Source organism: Defluviimonas sp. D31 (genome assembly GCF_033436765.1).
In the GTDB taxonomy this organism is placed as follows: Bacteria; Pseudomonadota; Alphaproteobacteria; order Rhodobacterales; family Rhodobacteraceae; genus Albidovulum.
In genome coordinates, this window is record NZ_JAWQFN010000005.1 from 33451 (window position 1) to 51009 (window position 17559).

Sequence of the window (17559 nt, forward strand, 5' to 3'; positions counted from 1 at the left end):
CTCCGACTTCAGCGCACCTTCAGCGTCGCCAGCCCGATCAGCGCGAGAATCAGCGAGATGATCCAGAACCGGATCACGATCTGCGGCTCGGCCCAGCCCTTCTTCTCGAAATGGTGGTGGATCGGCGCCATCAGGAACACCCGGCGACCGGTGCGCTTGAAATAGGCGACCTGGATGATGACCGAGAGCGCCTCGACCACGAAGAGGCCGCCGACGATCGCGAGCACGATCTCGTGCTTGGTAGCAACCGCGATGGCCCCGAGCGCGCCGCCGAGCGCGAGCGATCCGGTGTCGCCCATGAAGACCGCCGCCGGTGGCGCGTTGTACCACAAAAAGCCCAGGCCCCCGCCGACCAGCGCCGCGCAGAAGATCAGGATCTCGCCGGTGCCGGGAACGAAATGGACGCCGAGGTATTCGGTGAAATTGTAGTTGCCGACGATATAGGCGATCACGCCGAGCGTCCCGGCCGCGATCATCACCGGCATGACGGCGAGCCCGTCGAGCCCGTCGGTCAGGTTGACCGCGTTCGCCGCGCCGACGATGACGATCATCGCGAAGGGAATGAAGAAATAGCCGAGGTAGAGGAGCGCGTTCTTGAACAGCGGGAACGCGAGCTGGTCGGTCAGCGCCGGCGGGTGGAAGAGCGAGGCGGCAAATCCCGCGACCGCGGCGATGGCTAGGCCGAGCAGGAAGCGCGACCGCGAAGAGACGCCCTTGACGCTCTGCTTGGTGACCTTCGCGTAATCGTCGGCGAAGCCGATCAGGCCGAAGCCATAGGTCACGAAGAGCACGATCCAGATATAGGGATTGTCGAGCCGCGCCCAGAGCAGTGTCGAGAAGAGGATCGCCGACAGGATCAGGAGCCCGCCCATGGTCGGGGTTCCGGCCTTCGAGAAATGGCTCTGCGGGCCGTCGTCGCGGATCGGCTGGCCCTTTTTCTGCTTGCGGCGCAAGAGGTTGATCAGCGGACGGCCGAAGAGGAAGCCGAAGACGAGCGCGGTGAAGAACGCGGCTCCCGCCCGGAAGGTGATGTACCGGAAGAGGTTGAACATGTCCCCCCCCTCCGAAAGGCTGGAAAGCCAATAGAGCATCTAGTTCGTTCCTCGCGCTTCTTCCGCGCCCGGTTGCCCGAGTTTCCTGAGTGCGTCAACCACCAGGCTGACCTTCGATCCCTTCGATCCCTTGACGAGGATCACGTCGCCGGCATCGGCGATGAGATGACTCCGCCCCGCAAGCTCCGGCGCCGTCTCGCGCCATTCGCCGCGCTTGGCGGCGGGCAGGCTGTCCCAGAGCGCCCGCATCCTCGGCCCGACGCAATGGACAAGGTGAAGCCGTGCCATCGCCGGATGCGCGGCGATGGCCGCGTGCAGCTCGGCCTCGGTCGGGCCAAGCTCCAGCATGTCGCCGAGGATCGCGATGCGTCGGCCCGTGTGGACGCGGCCGACCCCGTCGCGCGTCCGCGCCGCGGCGAGGACGTCGAGCGCCGCCGCCATCGAGGCCGGATTGGCGTTGAAGGCGTCGTCGATCAGTTCGAAGGCCATGTCGGCATCGACGATGTCGAGATGGATGCGCTCGCGCTGGCCGCGGCCGGCGGGCGGCTGCCAGAGGCCGATGTCGCAGATGGTCACGGCGGGATCGGCACCGACGGCCTCCGCCACCGCGACCACGCCGAGCGCATTGACGGCGAAATGGCGGCCCGCGGTTCGGACCTTGTAGAGGAACGGCCCGTCGCCGCGAACCGCCTTGGCGATGGTGGTGTCATCGGCGAGCGTCGCGTCTGTCAGCCGGTAATCGTCCCCCGCCTCCACGCCGAAGCGGATCGTGCGGGCGGCCTTGCGCTCCGCGGCCGCGGCGAGGATCGGCGTGACGGAGAGCCCCGAGGGAATGACGGCGATCCCGCCCGGCTCCAGCCCCTCGAAGATCGCCGCCTTCTCGCGGGCGATGCCCTCGATGTTCTCGAAAGCCTCGAGATGGGCAGGCGCGACGGTGGTGATCATAGCCACATGCGGCCTTGCGAGCCGCGCGAGCGGCGCGATCTCGCCGGGATGGTTCATGCCGATCTCGATCACCGCGAAATCGGCGTCCTCGGGCAGGCGGGCGAGCGTGATCGGAACGCCCCAGTGGTTGTTGAAGCTCGCCTCTGCGGCATGGACCTTTCCCTGCCCGGCAAGGACCGCGCGCAGCATCTCCTTGGTCGAGGTCTTGCCGACCGAGCCGGTGACCGCGATCACCTTCGCCTTCGCCCGTGCCCGCCCCGCCGCGCCAAGGGCCGTGAGCGCGTCCAGGACGTCGGGCACGATCAGGAGAGGATCGACCTCCGAGCAGCCCTCGGGAATGCGCGAGACGAGCGCCGCGGCGGCGCCCTTCCGCAATGCATCGGCAACGAAGTCATGGCCGTCGCGCTGGTCCTTCAGCGCGACGAAGAGGTCGCCGGGAACGAGGCTGCGGGTGTCGATCGAGAGGCCGGTCGCCTCGAAGGGGTGGGTGGCGCGGCCACCGGTGGCGGTCGCGGCGTCTTCATGGGTCCAGAGCGCGGCCATCAGATCTTCCCGTCGAGTGCGGCCACCGCGACGCTGGCCTGTTCGGCATCGTCGAACGGATAGACATCCTGGCCGACGATCTGGCCGGTCTCGTGCCCCTTGCCGGCGATCAGGAGCGCGTCGCCCGGCTGCAGCGCGTCGACGCCGCGCAGGATCGCCTCGGCGCGGTCGCCGACCTCGGTCGCCTCGGGGCAGCCCCGCATCACCTCGGCGCGGATCGCGGCCGGATCCTCGGAGCGGGGATTGTCGTCGGTGACGATCACCACGTCGGCGAACTCGGCCGCCGCCTCGCCCATCAGCGGGCGTTTCAGCCGGTCGCGGTCGCCCCCGGCACCGAAGACGGTAACGATCCGGCCCATCACATGCGGTCGCAGCGATTGCAGCGCCGAGGCGAGCGCGCCGGGCTTGTGCGAATAGTCGACGAAGACCGTGGCGCCGTTGTCGCGCTTGGCCGCAAGCTCCATCCGGCCGCGCACGGTGACGAGCGTGTGCAGAACGCCGAAGAGCGCCTCGGGCGCCTCTCCCGCCGCGATGACCAGTCCGGCGGCGGCGAGCACGTTGTCGGCCTGGAAGCCGCCGATGAGCGCCAGCCGCACGAGATGCGGCTTGGCGTCGTAGGTGAAGCGCAGATCCTGTCCGGTCGCGTCGAACCGCTGCGAGGTGATGCAGAGATCGGCGGCCGGATTGCGTCCGACGGTGATCAGCCTTTGACCGCGGCCCCGCGCGATCTCCAGCATCTCGCGCCCGCGCGGCTCGTCGATGTTGATCACCGCCGTGCCCTCTTCGGGCAGGACGCGGGCGAAGAGCCCGGCCTTGGCGGCGAAGTAATCGTCGAAGTTGGCGTGATAATCGAGGTGGTCCTGACTGAAGTTCGTGAACGCCGCCGCGGTAAGCCGCACCCCGTCGAGCCGACCCTGGTCGAGCCCGTGCGAGGAGGCCTCCATCGCCGCATGGGTCACGCCGGCATCGGCCATGTCGCGAAGGACCCGGTGCAGCGTGATCGGCTCGGGCGTGGTATGGGCCAGGGGCGCGGTGTAGTCGCCGAGGATCCCCATCGTGCCGAGATTGGCGGAACTCCGCCCAAGCGCCTGCCAGATCTGCCGGGTGAATGTCGCGACCGAGGTCTTGCCGGAGGTGCCGGTCACCGCGACCAGCACCTCGGGCTGGCGCCCGAACCAGAGCGCAGCGGTGAAGGCGAGCGCCTGGCGCGGGTCCTCGGCTATGATCAGCGCGGCGTCCGAGGCAGCTATTTCGGCCTTCGCGATCTCGGCGCCCACGCGATCGGTAAGGATAGCGGCCGCCTCCATCCTCAACGCATATTGAATGAATTCAGCGCCATGCACCTTGGTTCCCGGCAACGCGGCGAAGAGATGGCCGGGCTTGACGAGGCGGCTGTCGACCGAGAGGCCGGTCACCTGCGCCTCGCGCCCGCCCTGCGCCCTCAGGCCCAGCTCGCCAAGCGATTTCGTCTCCGCTGCCATAAGCTCAGCCCCCGCCACATACCCGTCCTCAGTTGCGCACGAGTGTTACAGCAGCATCGGCGAGAGGTTCAACCTCCGGCCTGAGGCCGAGAAGCGGTGCGGTGCGGCGGATGATCTCGGCCGCGACCGGCACGGCGGTCCAGCCGGCGGTGCGGCGCGGCTCGGTGCCCGAGGTTTCGACCGGCTCGTCGAGCGAGACGACGAGCACGTATTTCGGATCATGCGCCGGGAAGATCGAGGCGAAGGTGGCGATCACCTTGTCCTTGTAGTAGCCGCCGCCGGTGCGCTTTGGCTTGTCGGCGGTGCCGGTCTTTCCGGCAACAGCGTAGCCCGGAACCTCGCCGAAGCTCGCAGTGCCGCGCACCACGACCTGCCGCAGCATGTCGCGGACCTGGACCGAGGTCGCTTCGGAGATCAGCCGCGCCCCGGTCTCGGCCTTGTCGCGCTTGAGGATCGTCGGCGTGACCCGCGTGCCGCCGTTGGCCAGAGAGGCATAGGCGGCGGCGAGATGCAGCGGGCTTGCCGCGATGCCGTGGCCGTAGGAAACGGTGAGCGTCGTGATCTCCGGCCATTTCGCGGGGCGGAGCGGCTTGGCGCCGGGCGCCTCGACCAGCTCGACCGCGGTCGGGTCGAACATGCCGAGTTTTTGCAGAAACTCCTGCTGTCGCACACCACCGATCTGCTGGGCGATATGGGCAGTGCCGATGTTGGAGGACTTCACGATCACATCGGTGACCGAAAGCTGGGGCCCATAATTGTGAAAATCGCGGATCTTGAACTTGCCCCAGAACATCGGCCCCTTGGTCTCGACCATCGTCTCGGGTCGCACCAGCCCGAGGTCGAGCGCCTGGGCGACCGCGAAGATCTTGAAGGTGGAGCCAAGCTCATAGACCCCCTGCACCGCGCGATTGAAGAGCGGGCTGTCGGAGGGGTCGCCCTTGGTCAGGGGCGCCGGCCGGGTGTTCGGGTCGAAATCCGGCAGCGAGGCCATCGCGGTGATCTCTCCGGTCTTGACGTCCATCAGGATCGCGGTCGCGCCCTTGGCGTTCATCAGCCTCATGCCGCCGTAAAGCACGTCCTCGACCGTCGACTGGATCGTCAGATCGAGCGACAGCCGCAGCGGCGCGCCGCCATTGGCCGGGTCGCGCAGCCAACCGTCGAAGGTCTTCTCGACCCCCGCCGTGCCGACGACCTCGGCCGAGCGCACGCCCTCGCGGCCGAAACTCGCGCCGCCGAGGATATGAGCCGCGATCGCGCCGTTCGGGTAGAGCCGCATCTCGCGCGGGCCGAAGAGAAGGCCGGGATCGCCGATCTCGTGCACGAGCTGCATCTGTTCGGGCGAGATCTTCTTCTTCACCCATAGGAACTTGCGTTTGCTGGTGAAATCCTTCTTCAGCCGCTCGCCGTCGAGATCGGGGAAGATCAGCGCAAGTTCCTCGGCGGCGCGGACCGGGTCGACCATCAGCGGCGGCTGCGCGTAGAGCGAATGGGTGACGAGATTGGTGGCGAGGATCCGGCCCTGCCGGTCGGTGATGTCGGCCCTCTGCGCGACGATCGCGGCGCCCATCCCGGTCGCCTGCGGTTCCGCCGGTTCGGTCGCGGCGAGAAGCCCCATCTGGGCGCCGACCGTGACGAAGGCGGCGACGAAAGCCGCGCCGAGGATCAGAAGCCGCCCCTCGGCCCGAAGACGCGCCCGGTCGCGCATCGCCTCGTGCCGCAGGCGGATGTTCTCGCGTTCGATCGCGTCTGGATTCTCGCCCTTTTCGCGGGCCGAGAGGATGCGTGCAAGCGGGCGCAGCGGTATGCGGGTCATGGGTTGGTCTCCCCCAGCGCGATCGTATCGACCGGGAAAGTGATCGACGGCAGCTCGATCTCGGGATAGCCGATCTGCGCGACCCCGCCGAACTGGCGCGGCTCCAGCGGCAGCAGCCCGAGCCGCGGGAAGCTGATGTCGGCCAGTTCGCGCAGCCGATCGGGCCTGTTGAGATAGGCCCATTCCGCGTTCAGAACCCCGAGCGATTCCTTCAGTACGCCGATTTCGCTCTGCAGGTTGCGCACGGCGGCAAGCTCCGCCTGGGTGCGGTAGTTCTCGCGGTAGGCCCAGAAGGCCAACCCCATCACGGCGAGGGCGGTCAGGACCAGGAACAGGCTGCGCATCAGTGACGTCCTTCGAGCGCGGGTTTCGGAAGGCCGAGCGCCGCACGGTCGGCGCGACCTGCGGGCGTATCGGTGCGGATGCCCACCCGGAGCTTGGCCGAGCGGGCGCGGGGGTTGGCGGCCAGTTCCTCGTCGTCGGGACCGACCGCGCGGCGGGTCTTGAGCGTGAAGGCCGGCGGCACCTGCTCGCGGGCCGGGGCATAGCGGCTGCCCTGGCCTTCGGCCCCGGAGCGGAGCTGGAAGAAGCGCTTGACGATCCGGTCCTCGAGCGAGTGGAAGGTCACGACGGCAAGCTGGCCGCCGGGCTTCAGCGCACGTTCGGCGGCCTCGAGCCCCTCGGCGAGCTGGCCGAACTCGTCGTTCACGGCGATGCGGATCGCCTGGAAGCTTCGGGTCGCGGGATGGCTCTGACCGGGCTTGGCGCGCGGCAGGCAACGCTCGATCACCGCCGCCAGTTCGAGGGTCGTCTTGAAGGGCCGGGCCGCGACGATGGCGCGGGCGATGCGGCGCGAGGCACGCTCCTCGCCGTAGTGGAAGAGGATGTCGGCGATCTCGGCCTCGTCGGCCTCGTTGACGAGATCTGCCGCCGTCGGACCGGTGTCGCCCATCCGCATGTCGAGGGGGCCGTCCTTCTGGAAGGAAAAGCCGCGCTCGGCCTGGTCGAGCTGCATCGAGGAGACGCCGAGATCGAGGACGACACCGTCCACGGGCGCGCCCGCCAGCGCGTCGAGATCGGAAAACGTACCCTCGACGAGCTTCAGCCGGTCGCCATAGGCGCCGGCCCAGTCGGCGGCCATGCGAAAGACGCTCGGGTCGCGGTCGATGCCGATCACCAGGTCGGCGCCGGCCTCAAGCAGGCCGCGGGTGTAGCCGCCCGCCCCGAATGTGCCATCGACCCAGGTGCCGGAGACAGGTGCGACCGCCTCTAGGAGCGGCCGCAGCAGAACCGGGATATGGGGGGCGGAAGCGGGTGTCGGTGTCTTGGCGGCCGCCATCCCTACCCCCTCGACCGTGTCGGCAGAAGGCTGCGGGGATCGAAATCTTCGGGATATTGCTCGACGAGCTTGCGGGTGCGCGAGCCGGCCTTGTCCTGGTAGGTCTCGGGCTTCCAGATCTTGAAATAGTCGCCGGCCGAGATGAAGAATGCCTCGGACGTGAGCCCGACCTTCTCGCGCAGCTTCTGGGGCAGGGTCAGGCGGCCGTCGTCGTCGATCTGCGCCTCGATCGACTGGCCGTGCATCAGCTCCTCGAGCCAGAGCCGCTCCGGCGAGCCGCGCTGCATGTCCTCGATCTGCTCATCGATCTCTTCGATCGCCTTCATGGTGTAGACTTCGAGCCAGTCCTGACCCGAGTCACCGTAGACGATCACGATATTGGGGCGAAGGCCTTCCTTCCAGTCGGGATCCGAGGCTTCGATGACACGGCGGAACGGCGCAGGGATGGAAACGCGACCCTTCGCGTCCACCTTGTATGTATCCGATCCTCTGAACCTGCGTGCCAACGGCCCGCGCTCCTTACCGTTCCCTTCCCCCCGGAATTCACCGCCGCATCCGCCCGCGGGACCCCTGAACGGACAACGGCGGATTGGGCTGCTGCCACTGCCCAATCCGCCGCCCTCGTCCCGTTTCCGGGTCCCATTGCTGGGCTCGTCCGGCTGCGCATGCCACCTGGGGGGGGATGTCTGCTCGCTTGCGCGCCGGATCTTCATTCGATGAAAGCGGGTGCCTGTATGAAACCTGACTTTCGCCTTCGGGGTCTTGCCGCCCCTCTGTCAGCCCGTCTTCATCGGTATGTATAGGGATGACATGGGAATTCATGGGAAGCAAGAAAAAACTTGCGTAATACGGCGGCTATTGGCATTCGAGCGCATCTAAAGGCAGGCGCAATGAATACATTGCCTGATTGAATTTTGGCATATTTTGCGCTTTGAGAAATGCTACACCCAAAATGTCGGCATAAAGTCGGAACTTAAGTTGTTCCCATACATTCCCAACTTTTTTCAATCCAGCTTCCGTTAGGTCAGGCCCGATTGGCACGACTCATCGAGATTCCGTCGAATTTCGCGGATTCAGGCGCTTTCCACGGCGAACGATTCGTTTTCGGCACCAGCCGAGACGCGAATTCCCATGAGATCCCGGCGGAACGCGGCCGGTCCCGTGATTTCCCGGATCAGGCCATGCCGCCGTCGACGAGCCGGCGGGCGAGCCGGGCATAGGCCTCGGCGATCGGCCCCTCGCCCGAAGCGATCGGCGTGCCGCCATCGCCCGCAAGCCGCACGTCGAGGCTGAGGGGGATCTCTCCAAGGAAGGGGACACCGAGCTTGGACGCCTCGGCCGCGACGCCGCCATGGCCGAAGATATGCGCCTCGTGCCCGCAATTCGGGCAGACATAGGTCGACATGTTCTCGATCAGCCCGAGGATCGGCGTCTTGAGCTTGCCGAACATGTCGATCGCCCGGCGCGCGTCGAGAAGGGCTACGTCCTGCGGGGTGGAGACGATGAGCGCTCCGGTGACGTGGCTTTTCTGGCAGAGCGTGAGCTGCACATCGCCGGTGCCAGGCGGCAGGTCGACGATGAGCACGTCGAGCTCGCCCCAGGCGACCTGGCCGAGCATCTGCTGGAGCGCCCCCATGAGCATCGGGCCGCGCCAGACCACGGCCTCGTCCTCCTTCAGCATCAGGCCGATCGACATGAAGGTGACTCCATGCGCCTTGAGCGGCACGATGGTCTTGCCGTCTGGCGAGGCGGGGCGTTTCGAGACCCCCATCATGCGTGGCTGCGAGGGGCCGTAGATGTCGGCGTCCAGGAGCCCGACCCGGCGGCCCTGGCGCGCGAGCGCGACCGCGAGGTTCGACGATACCGTCGACTTGCCGACGCCGCCCTTGCCCGACCCCACCGCAAGAATGCGGTCCACGCCGGCGATCCGCGCCGGGCCGGCCTGAGGCGTCGGGTGGCCGCCGATCTTCAGGCTCGGCGGCGCCTTTGGCGCCGGGCCATGTGCCGTCATGACGACAGAGACCGCGCCCACGCCCGGCAGCGCCTTCACGGCCGCCTCGGCAGCCTGCCGCACCGGCTCCATCCGCCGCGCCATTTCGGGATCGGGCGCCTCGATCACGAACCGCACGGCATCGCCCTCCACCGTGAGCGCGCGCACGAGATCGCGCGAGACGAGGTCGCCACCATCGGGCAGCGTGAGGCGGCGGAGGGCGGCAAGGACGGTGTCGCGGCTGAGGTTCATCGGGTTCCCCTTCGTATCCGTGGAGCAATGTCACGCCCGGGGCGGCAAGAACAAGTGCCAATGTCCGGCGACACGGCCAGTTCGGACAAGTTGCCGCAAGGGCAGGTAAAATCGCCGTGAAGTGCCATGCAATTGCTGCATGGCGGCAATGATTTCGTCAGGGATTGTGCATCTGCAGCATGAGGTCCATCTAGGGTCCAACAGCGGCGCAGATGGCGCCAATGATCCGAAAGAGGCACTACAATGGCACATGCAACCGTTATCCGTGGCGTCGAGACCGGCCTTGCCGATCGCATCTCCGCCTTCTTCGCCGGCCTGCGCGACAGCCACCGGCGCTACAAGATGTACCGCCAGACCGTGAACGAGCTCCACGCGCTCACCGACCGCGAGCTGCACGATCTCGGGCTGCACCGCTCGGCGATCGACTCGATCGCGCTCGAGGCTGCCTACGGCAAGTAAGTTTCGCTTCCCGGGCTCTCTCCTCCTCCCCGAGCCCCGGAGCTTCGCGGCGACTTTCCTCCTCCCTGAAGTCGCCGCGTCCGATCGGGCCTGACAGGCCCAAAGAGTTGCGCCGGATCCCTCCTCCTCCCTGGATCCGGCGCCGTGAAATGCGGCGGTGGCCTCCTCCTCCCTGCCACCGCCGCATCTTCACCCTGATCGGCGGCCCGCCCTCCCTCGGGCCGCTGGCGTGAAGATAGGCGGCACCCCTCCTCCTCCTTGGGTGCTGCCGGTCTTCACCGGAATGCAGCGGTCCCTCCCTCTCCCTCGGGACCGTGATTGCGACTGGCGGCGCCCTCCCGGCGCCGCCTTTTTCGTTTCGGGGGATGATCCCAAGGCGGCCCCGTGCCGGGGCCATTTCTTCGTCTCGCCTGCGCGCTGGCGCGCTCCGGCTCGGGACCGCCTCCGGCGGGGGTATTTCGGCAATGAAGAAGTTCAGAAGGGGATGTCGTCGGCCGCATCCGCGGAAACGATGAAGCTCGCCACGACATGCTTGGTGCCGGCCTTGTCGAAGGCGACCTCGAGCTTGTCGCCCTCTATACCCTCGACGATGCCGTAGCCGAACTTCTGGTGGAAGACCCGGTCGCCCTCGGTGAAGGCCGAGACGGCGTCGAGGTCGATCACCACGTTGCGCGCCTCGCGCGGCTGGCTGACGGAGCGGGTCTGGCTGCGTTCCTGGAGCCGTTTCCAGCCCGGCGAGTTGTAGACATCGGCCCGCGCCGCGCGGTCCTCGATGCCGGCGGACATGCCGGCCGCGCCGTAGCCGCCGCCATAAAGGCCGGGTGGGGTCAGGACCTCGACATGTTTCGCGGGCAGTTCGTCAATGAAGCGCGAGGGAAGCTGGCTTTGCCACTGGCCGTAGACCCGGCGGTTGCCGGCAAACGAGATCGTGCAGAGTTCCTCGGCGCGGGTGATGCCGACATAGGCGAGCCGGCGTTCCTCTTCGAGACCCCTGAGCCCGGTCTCGTCCATCGAGCGCTGCGAGGGGAAGAGACCGTCTTCCCAGCCCGGCAGGAAGACCACCGGGAATTCGAGGCCCTTTGCCGCATGAAGGGTCATGATGGTGATCTTCTCCGCGGCATCCTCGCTGTCGTTGTCCATGATCAGCGAGACATGTTCGAGGAAACCCTGGAGGTTGTCGAAGCTTTCGAGCGCCTTCACCAGTTCCTTGAGGTTCTCGAGCCGGCCCGGCGCCTCGGGCGTCTTGTCCGCCTGCCACATCGCTGTGTAGCCCGACTCGTCGAGGATCGTTTCGGCGAGACGCACATGGTCGCAGTCCGGCGTCTGTGTGACCCGGTGACAGCGGTCGATGTTCTCGACGAGGGCGCGGAGCTGGGCGCCGCCCTTGCCGCCGATCTGGCCGGACGCCACGCAGTAGCGGGCACCTTCAAGGAGGCTCACGCCGCACTCGCGCGCCTGGCGCTGGATCGTCTGCTGCGCCTTGTCGCCGAGGCCGCGCTTGGGGGTGTTCACCACGCGCTCGAAGGCGAGGTCATCGGCGGGCGAGACCGCGAGGCGGAAATAGGCCATCGCGTCGCGGATCTCGAGCCGTTCGTAGAAGCGGGGCCCGCCAATCACCCGGTAGGGCAGGCCGATCGTGAGGAAGCGGTCCTCGAACGCGCGCATCTGGTGGGAGGCGCGGACGAGGATCGCCTGGGCGTCGAGGCTCTTCGGTTCCATGCCCCGCGTCCCGCGCTGGATGGCCTCGGCCTCCTCGCCGATCCAGCGCGCCTCTTCCTCGCCGTCCCAATGGCCGATGAGGCGGACCTTCTCGCCGCCTTGCGCCTCGGTCCAGAGGGTCTTGCCGAGGCGGCCGGCATTGGCCGTGATCAGGCCGGAGGCGGCGGCGAGGATATGTTCGGTGGAGCGGTAGTTCTGTTCGAGCCGGATCACCTCAGCGCCCGGGAAATCCTTCTCGAAGCGCAGGATGTTGCCGACCTCGGCCCCGCGCCAGCCGTAGATTGACTGGTCGTCGTCGCCGACGCAGCAGATGTTCTTGTGCTTCGCCGCGAGGAGGCGCAGCCAGAGATACTGGGCGACGTTGGTGTCCTGGTACTCGTCGACGAGTATGTAGCGGAACCAGCGCTGGTATTGATCCAGCACGTCTGGATGCTGCTGCAGGATCGTCACGACATGCAGGAGCAGGTCGCCGAAATCGGTGGCGTTCAGCGTCAGGAGCCGCTGCTGATAGGCGGCGTAGAGCTCCGTCCCCATGTTGTTGAAAGCCGAGGCCTCGGACGAGGGCACGTGCTCGGGCCCCCAGGCGCGGTTCTTCCAGTGGTCGATAAGCCCGGCGAGCTGGCGCGCGGGCCAGCGTTTCTCGTCGATATTCGCCGCCGCGATCACCTGTTTCAGGAGCCGGATCTGGTCGTCGGTGTCGAGGATGGTGAAGTTCGACTTGAGGCCCACGAGCTCGGCATGGCGGCGGAGGATCTTGACCGAGATCGAGTGGAAGGTGCCCATCCAGGGCATTCCCTCCACGGCCTGCCCCATCAGCCGGCCGACGCGTTCCTTCATCTCGCGCGCGGCCTTGTTGGTGAAGGTCACCGCGAGGATCTCGTTCGGGCGCGCCTTGCCGCGCGCCAGAAGATGCGCGATCCGCGCCGTCAGCGCGCGGGTCTTGCCGGTGCCGGCGCCCGCGAGCATCAGGACCGGTCCGTCGAGCGTCTCGACCGCGGCGCGCTGCGCCGGGTTCAGCCCGTCAAGATAGGGTGCGGGCCGCGCGGCCATGGCGCGGGCGGAGAGGGAGGCGCCCTCGAAGGCGTCGCTGTCGTCGAAACTGCTCATAGCCCGCAATCTAGCGGCAACGGGGTGCGAATAAAAGACGAGTTCACACTCTGTTCCAGAGCTTTCGCTGGACAAGCGGAGGGGCGGCGCGGCGTAGTTCGGCATGGACCTGCACCAGCGTTACCCGGCGATTTCCGACCTCAAGGCCCGCGCGCGGCGGCGGATTCCGCATTTCGTCTGGGAATATCTCGACAGCGGCACCGGGACCGAGGCGACGCTGCGGCGCAACCGGGCAGAGCTCGACACGGTGCTCTTTCGTCCCTCGATCCTGCATGGCGAGTTCAACGCGGACCTGACGGCGCGGCTCTTCGGTCACGACTTCCCCCTGCCCTTCGGCATCGCCCCGGTCGGCATGTCCGGGCTGATCTGGCCCGATGCCGAACGGCTTCTGGCGGCGGCGGCCGCCAAGGCGGGGCTGCCCTACGCGCTCTCTACCGTCGCGAGCCAGACGCCAGAGGCGCTGGCGCCGGTTCTCGGCGCCCAGGGCTGGTTCCAGATGTACCCGCCGCGCGACCCGGAGATTCGCGCCGACATGCTGAGGCGCGCGAGGGCGGCGGGCTTCTCGGCCCTGATCCTGACCGTGGACGTTCCGGTGGCGAGCCGGCGCGAAAGGCAGACCCGCTCGGGCCTGACCCAGCCGCCGAAGCTCACGCCACGGCTGCTTGCGCAGGCGGCGGCGCGGCCGGCCTGGGCGCTGGGAACGCTCAGGATGGGGATGCCGCGGATGCGGTTGATGGACGGCTATGCCGATACGAGCGTGAGCCGCTCCTCGACCGCCCATGTCGGCTACCTGCTCCGCACCTCGCCCGACTGGGACTATCTGAAGGCGCTGCGCGACGACTGGGAAGGGCCCTTGATCGTCAAGGGCGTGCTCAACGGCGACGACGCGGCGCGGTTGCAGGACGAGGGCGCCGACGCGATCTGGGTGTCGAATCACGCCGGCCGCCAGTTCGACGCCGCGCCCGCGACGATCGAGGCGCTGCCCGAGGTCCGCATCGCGACCACGCTGCCGGTGATCTTCGACAGCGGCATCGAGGGCGGGCTCGACATTCTCAGGGCGCTCGCGCTTGGCGCGGATTTCGTGATGCTGGGCCGCGCCTGGCATTATGCGCTCGGCGCGCTCGGGGCGGCAGGTCCGGCGCATCTGGTGGAGATTCTGGCCAAAGACATGGCGGCCAACATGGGCCAGCTCGGCGCAAGACGGCTTGCCGATCTCGCCGGGCGTCTCCGAGGGCGCTGAAAGTCGTTTTCGGCTTATTTGCTTCGCAATCACATAAGATAGTTTCGGCGCGGGCCATAGAGAGAACGAAATGTTACCGGAATCTGACGATCCGGTAACGAGGGGGTATTGCGCTGCGCCGCAGCACCCCTATTGTGCGCGCGCGCCACCGGAGGGGAACCGATGACCGAATTCCGCAAGATCCTTGTTGCCAACCGCGGAGAGATCGCGATCCGCGTCATGCGCGCCGCGACCGAGCTCGGCAAACGCACCGTCGCCGTCTACGCCGAGGAGGACAAGCTCTCGCTCCACCGCTTCAAGGCGGACGAGGCCTACCGGATCGGCGAGGGCATGGGGCCGGTCCAGGCCTACCTTTCGATCCCCGAGATCATCCGAGTCGCCAAGGAATGCGGCGCCGACGCGATCCATCCGGGCTACGGTCTTCTCTCCGAGAACCCCGAATTCGTCGAGGCCTGTGTGGCGAACGGCATCACCTTCATCGGCCCGAAGGCCGAGACGATGCGGGCGCTCGGCGACAAGGCCAGCGCGCGGCGCGTGGCGGTCGCGGCCGGCGTGCCGGTCATCCCGGCGACCGAGGTGCTGGGCGACGATTTCGACGCGATCAAGAAGGAAGCTGCCGAGATCGGCTATCCGCTGATGCTGAAAGCGTCGTGGGGCGGCGGCGGGCGCGGCATGCGTCCGATCACCAAGCCCGAGGAACTCGTCGAGAAGGTCCGCGAGGGCCGGCGCGAGGCCGAGGCCGCCTTCGGCAACGGCGAGGGTTATCTTGAAAAGATGATCCTGCGCGCGCGCCACGTCGAGGTGCAGATCCTCGGCGACCAGCACGGCTCGATCTACCACCTCTACGAGCGCGACTGCACCGTTCAGCGCCGCAACCAGAAGGTCGTCGAGCGCGCGCCCGCGCCCTATCTAACCGAGGCGCAGCGCACCGAGATCTGCGAGCTTGGCCGCAAGATCTGCGCCCATGTGAACTACGAATGCGCGGGCACGGTCGAGTTCCTGATGGATATGGACACCGGCCAGTTCTACTTCATCGAGGTGAACCCCCGCGTCCAGGTCGAGCACACCGTCACCGAGGAGGTGACCGGCATCGACATCGTGCAGGCCCAGATCAAGATCGCCGAGGGCAAGACCTTGGCCGACGCGACCGGCGTGTCGCGGCAGCAGGACGTGACGCTGAAGGGCCACGCGCTCCAGTGCCGGGTCACGACCGAGGATCCGCAGAACAACTTCATTCCGGACTACGGCCGCATCACCGCCTATCGCTCGGCGACCGGCATGGGCATCCGGCTTGACGGCGGCACCGCCTATTCGGGCGGCGTCATCACCCGCTACTACGACTCGCTTCTGGTCAAGGTCACCGCCTGGGCGCCGACGCCCGAGCAGGCGATCGCCCGGATGGACCGCGCGCTGCGTGAGTTCCGGATCCGCGGCGTCTCGACGAACATCGCCTTCGTCGAGAACCTCCTGAAGCACCCGACCTTCCTCAACGACACCTACACGACGAAGTTCATCGACACGACGCCCGGCCTCTTCAACTTCAAGAAGCGCCGCGACCGGGCGACGAAGATCCTGACCTATATCGCCGACATCACCGTGAACGGGCATCCGGAAACCGCCGGCCGGCCGAAACCGCCGGCCGAGGTGCGCGCGCCGAAACCGCCCGCTCTCAGAGCCGCGCCTGCAAAGGGCACCCGAAACCTCCTCGAGGAGAAGGGCCCGCAGGCCGTCGCCGACTGGATGGCCGCCCAGAAAAAGCTCCTCCTGACCGACACGACGATGCGCGACGGGCACCAGTCGCTTCTGGCAACCCGGATGCGCTCGATCGACATGATCAAGGTGGCGCCGGCCTATGCCGCGAACCTGCCCGAACTCTTCTCGGTCGAATGCTGGGGCGGCGCCACCTTCGACGTGGCCTACCGTTTCTTGCAGGAATGCCCCTGGCAGCGTTTGCGCGACCTGCGCGCGGCGATGCCGAACCTGATGACGCAGATGCTTCTGCGCGCCTCGAACGGGGTCGGCTATACCAACTACCCCGACAACGTGGTGCAGGAGTTCGTCCGTCAGGCCGCCAAGACCGGTGTCGACGTCTTCCGCGTCTTCGACAGCCTCAACTGGGTCGAGAACATGCGCGTCGCGATGGATGCGGTGGTCGAGAACAACAAGGTCTGCGAAGGCACGATCTGCTACACCGGCGACATACTGAACCCCGACCGCGCGAAATACGACCTGAAGTATTACGTCGCGATGGGCAAGGAGTTGAAGGCCGCGGGCGCCCATGTCCTTGGCCTCAAGGACATGGCGGGGCTGTTGAAGCCCGCCTCGGCGCGGGTGCTCTTCACGGCGCTGAAGGAAGAGGTCGGCCTGCCGATCCACTTCCACACCCACGACACGAGCGGAATCGCCGGGGCGACGATCCTGGCCGCCGCCGATGCCGGCGTCTCGGCGGTCGATGCCGCGATGGACGCCTTCTCGGGCGGCACCTCTCAGCCCTGCCTCGGCTCGATCGTCGAGGCGCTCGCCCATACCGAGCGCGACACCGGGCTCGACATCGGCGCGATCCGCCAGATCTCGAACTACTGGGAAGGCGTGCGCCACCTTTATGCGGCCTTCGAAAGCGGGCTCGAGGCACCAGCCTCCGAGGTCTATCTGCACGAGATGCCGGGCGGCCAGTTCACCAACCTGAAAGCGCAGGCCCGCTCGCTCGGACTCGAGGAGCGCTGGCCGGAAGTCGCGCAGGCCTATGCCGACGTGAACCGGATGTTCGGCGATATCGTCAAGGTCACGCCGTCCTCGAAGGTCGTGGGCGACATGGCGCTCATGATGGTGGCGCAGAACCTCACCCGCGATCAGGTGGAGGACCCGGCCGCCGACGTCGCCTTCCCGGACTCGGTTGTCGACATGATGCGCGGCAACCTCGGCCAGCCGCCGGGCGGCTTCCCCGAAGGCATCATCCGCAAGGTGCTGAAGGACGAGAAACCCAACACCGTACGCCCCGGCAAGCATCTCAAGCCCATTGACCTGGAAGCCACCCGCGCTTCCGTCTCGAAGGAGCTTCTGGGTTTCGCCGTCGATGACGAGGACCTGAACGGCTACCTCATGTATCCGAAGGTCTTCCTCGACTACATGGGCCGCCACCGCGTCTACGGCCCGGTCCGCGCCCTTCCGACACGCACCTTCTTCTACGGCATGCAGGCGGGCGACGAGATCTCGGCCGAGATCGACCCCGGCAAGACGCTCGAAATCCGTCTTCAGGCGGTGGGCGAGACCAATGAGGAAGGCGAGGCCAAGGTCTTCTTCGAACTGAACGGTCAGCCGCGCGTGATCCGCGTGCCGAACCGGGCAGTGAAGGCCAAGACGGCGGCGAAACCGAAGGCGGCAGAGGGCAACCCGAACCATATCGGCGCCCCGATGCCGGGCTCGGTCGCCTCGGTCGCGGTATCGGCGGGCCAGAAGGTCAATGCCGGCGACCTCCTTCTCACGCTCGAGGCGATGAAGATGGAAACCGGCATCCACGCCGACCGCGCCGCGGTGGTGAAGGCGGTCCATGTCCATCCGGGCAGCCAGATCGAGGCGAAGGACCTGCTGGTCGAGTTCGAGGCCTGATCGCGCCCGGGGC

Annotated in this window: 12 protein-coding genes; 3 read left to right on the plus strand and 9 right to left on the minus strand. The window is 67.2% G+C overall.

Annotated features, from left to right (window positions below; genetic code table 11):
- Positions 1-8: 8 nt before the first annotated feature.
- The 8 genes from mraY to R5H32_RS10825 form a co-directional block, all read right to left on the minus strand.
- Positions 9-1091 carry a phospho-N-acetylmuramoyl-pentapeptide-transferase gene (gene mraY / locus R5H32_RS10790; protein ID WP_318338692.1) on the minus strand — a complete coding sequence of 361 codons (1083 nt, stop codon included), beginning with the start codon at positions 1089-1091 and terminating at the stop codon, positions 9-11.
- On the minus strand, positions 1092-2540 hold the full coding sequence (locus tag R5H32_RS10795) for a UDP-N-acetylmuramoyl-tripeptide--D-alanyl-D-alanine ligase (protein WP_318338693.1): 1449 nt from the start codon (positions 2538-2540) through the stop codon (positions 1092-1094).
- Positions 2540-4021: a UDP-N-acetylmuramoyl-L-alanyl-D-glutamate--2,6-diaminopimelate ligase gene (locus R5H32_RS10800; protein WP_318338694.1), complete on the minus strand. Its 1482-nt coding sequence runs from the start codon at positions 4019-4021 to the stop codon at positions 2540-2542. The genes R5H32_RS10795 and R5H32_RS10800 overlap by 1 nt, the downstream gene beginning before the upstream one ends.
- Positions 4022-4049: 28 nt before the next feature.
- On the minus strand, positions 4050-5834 hold the full coding sequence (locus R5H32_RS10805) for a penicillin-binding protein 2 (RefSeq protein WP_318338695.1): 1785 nt from the start codon (positions 5832-5834) through the stop codon (positions 4050-4052).
- On the minus strand, positions 5831-6178 hold the full coding sequence (locus R5H32_RS10810; protein ID WP_318338696.1) for a cell division protein FtsL: 348 nt from the start codon (positions 6176-6178) through the stop codon (positions 5831-5833). The genes R5H32_RS10805 and R5H32_RS10810 overlap by 4 nt, the downstream gene beginning before the upstream one ends.
- Positions 6178-7173, minus strand: a complete 996-nt coding sequence (rsmH, locus tag R5H32_RS10815) for a 16S rRNA (cytosine(1402)-N(4))-methyltransferase RsmH (protein ID WP_318338697.1) — start codon at positions 7171-7173, stop codon at positions 6178-6180. The genes R5H32_RS10810 and rsmH overlap by 1 nt, the downstream gene beginning before the upstream one ends.
- Positions 7174-7175: 2 nt before the next feature.
- The gene (gene mraZ / locus R5H32_RS10820; RefSeq protein ID WP_318338698.1) at positions 7176-7643 is read right to left on the minus strand and encodes a division/cell wall cluster transcriptional repressor MraZ; all 468 of its coding nucleotides are present in this window, start codon (positions 7641-7643) and stop codon (positions 7176-7178) included.
- A gap of 704 nt (positions 7644-8347) precedes the next feature.
- Complete coding sequence (locus tag R5H32_RS10825; protein WP_318338699.1) at positions 8348-9415, minus strand: Mrp/NBP35 family ATP-binding protein; 1068 nt, start codon at positions 9413-9415, stop codon at positions 8348-8350.
- A 243-nt stretch (positions 9416-9658) separates the two neighbouring features.
- On the opposite strand from R5H32_RS10825, the gene R5H32_RS10830 reads away from it, so the two are divergent.
- Positions 9659-9874 (plus strand): DUF1127 domain-containing protein, encoded by a 216-nt coding sequence (locus R5H32_RS10830; RefSeq protein WP_263338532.1) that lies wholly within the window; start codon positions 9659-9661, stop codon positions 9872-9874.
- 474 nt (positions 9875-10348) lie between these two features.
- Here the strand turns inward: R5H32_RS10830 and R5H32_RS10835 are convergent, their stop codons facing one another.
- Positions 10349-12700 carry an ATP-dependent helicase gene (locus R5H32_RS10835; protein WP_318338700.1) on the minus strand — a complete coding sequence of 784 codons (2352 nt, stop codon included), beginning with the start codon at positions 12698-12700 and terminating at the stop codon, positions 10349-10351.
- 103 nt (positions 12701-12803) lie between these two features.
- On the opposite strand from R5H32_RS10835, the gene R5H32_RS10840 reads away from it, so the two are divergent.
- On the plus strand, positions 12804-13940 hold the full coding sequence (locus R5H32_RS10840) for an alpha-hydroxy acid oxidase (protein WP_318338701.1): 1137 nt from the start codon (positions 12804-12806) through the stop codon (positions 13938-13940).
- A gap of 162 nt (positions 13941-14102) precedes the next feature.
- On the plus strand, positions 14103-17546 hold the full coding sequence (locus R5H32_RS10845; RefSeq protein ID WP_318338702.1) for a pyruvate carboxylase: 3444 nt from the start codon (positions 14103-14105) through the stop codon (positions 17544-17546).
- Positions 17547-17559: the final 13 nt, after the last annotated feature.

Coding starts and splice junctions, on each gene's coding strand:
- R5H32_RS10825 (WP_318338699.1), bottom strand. CDS start 9,415: ATGAACCTCAGCCGCGACACCGTCCTTGCCGCCCTCCGCCGCCTCACG.
- mraY (WP_318338692.1), bottom strand. CDS start 1,091: ATGCTCTATTGGCTTTCCAGCCTTTCGGAGGGGGGGGACATGTTCAAC.
- R5H32_RS10830 (WP_263338532.1), top strand. CDS start 9,659: ATGGCACATGCAACCGTTATCCGTGGCGTCGAGACCGGCCTTGCCGAT.
- R5H32_RS10800 (WP_318338694.1), bottom strand. CDS start 4,021: ATGGCAGCGGAGACGAAATCGCTTGGCGAGCTGGGCCTGAGGGCGCAG.
- rsmH (WP_318338697.1), bottom strand. CDS start 7,173: ATGGCGGCCGCCAAGACACCGACACCCGCTTCCGCCCCCCATATCCCG.
- R5H32_RS10805 (WP_318338695.1), bottom strand. CDS start 5,834: ATGACCCGCATACCGCTGCGCCCGCTTGCACGCATCCTCTCGGCCCGC.
- R5H32_RS10835 (WP_318338700.1), bottom strand. CDS start 12,700: ATGAGCAGTTTCGACGACAGCGACGCCTTCGAGGGCGCCTCCCTCTCC.
- R5H32_RS10840 (WP_318338701.1), top strand. CDS start 12,804: ATGGACCTGCACCAGCGTTACCCGGCGATTTCCGACCTCAAGGCCCGC.
- R5H32_RS10795 (WP_318338693.1), bottom strand. CDS start 2,540: ATGGCCGCGCTCTGGACCCATGAAGACGCCGCGACCGCCACCGGTGGC.
- R5H32_RS10845 (WP_318338702.1), top strand. CDS start 14,103: ATGACCGAATTCCGCAAGATCCTTGTTGCCAACCGCGGAGAGATCGCG.
- R5H32_RS10810 (WP_318338696.1), bottom strand. CDS start 6,178: ATGCGCAGCCTGTTCCTGGTCCTGACCGCCCTCGCCGTGATGGGGTTG.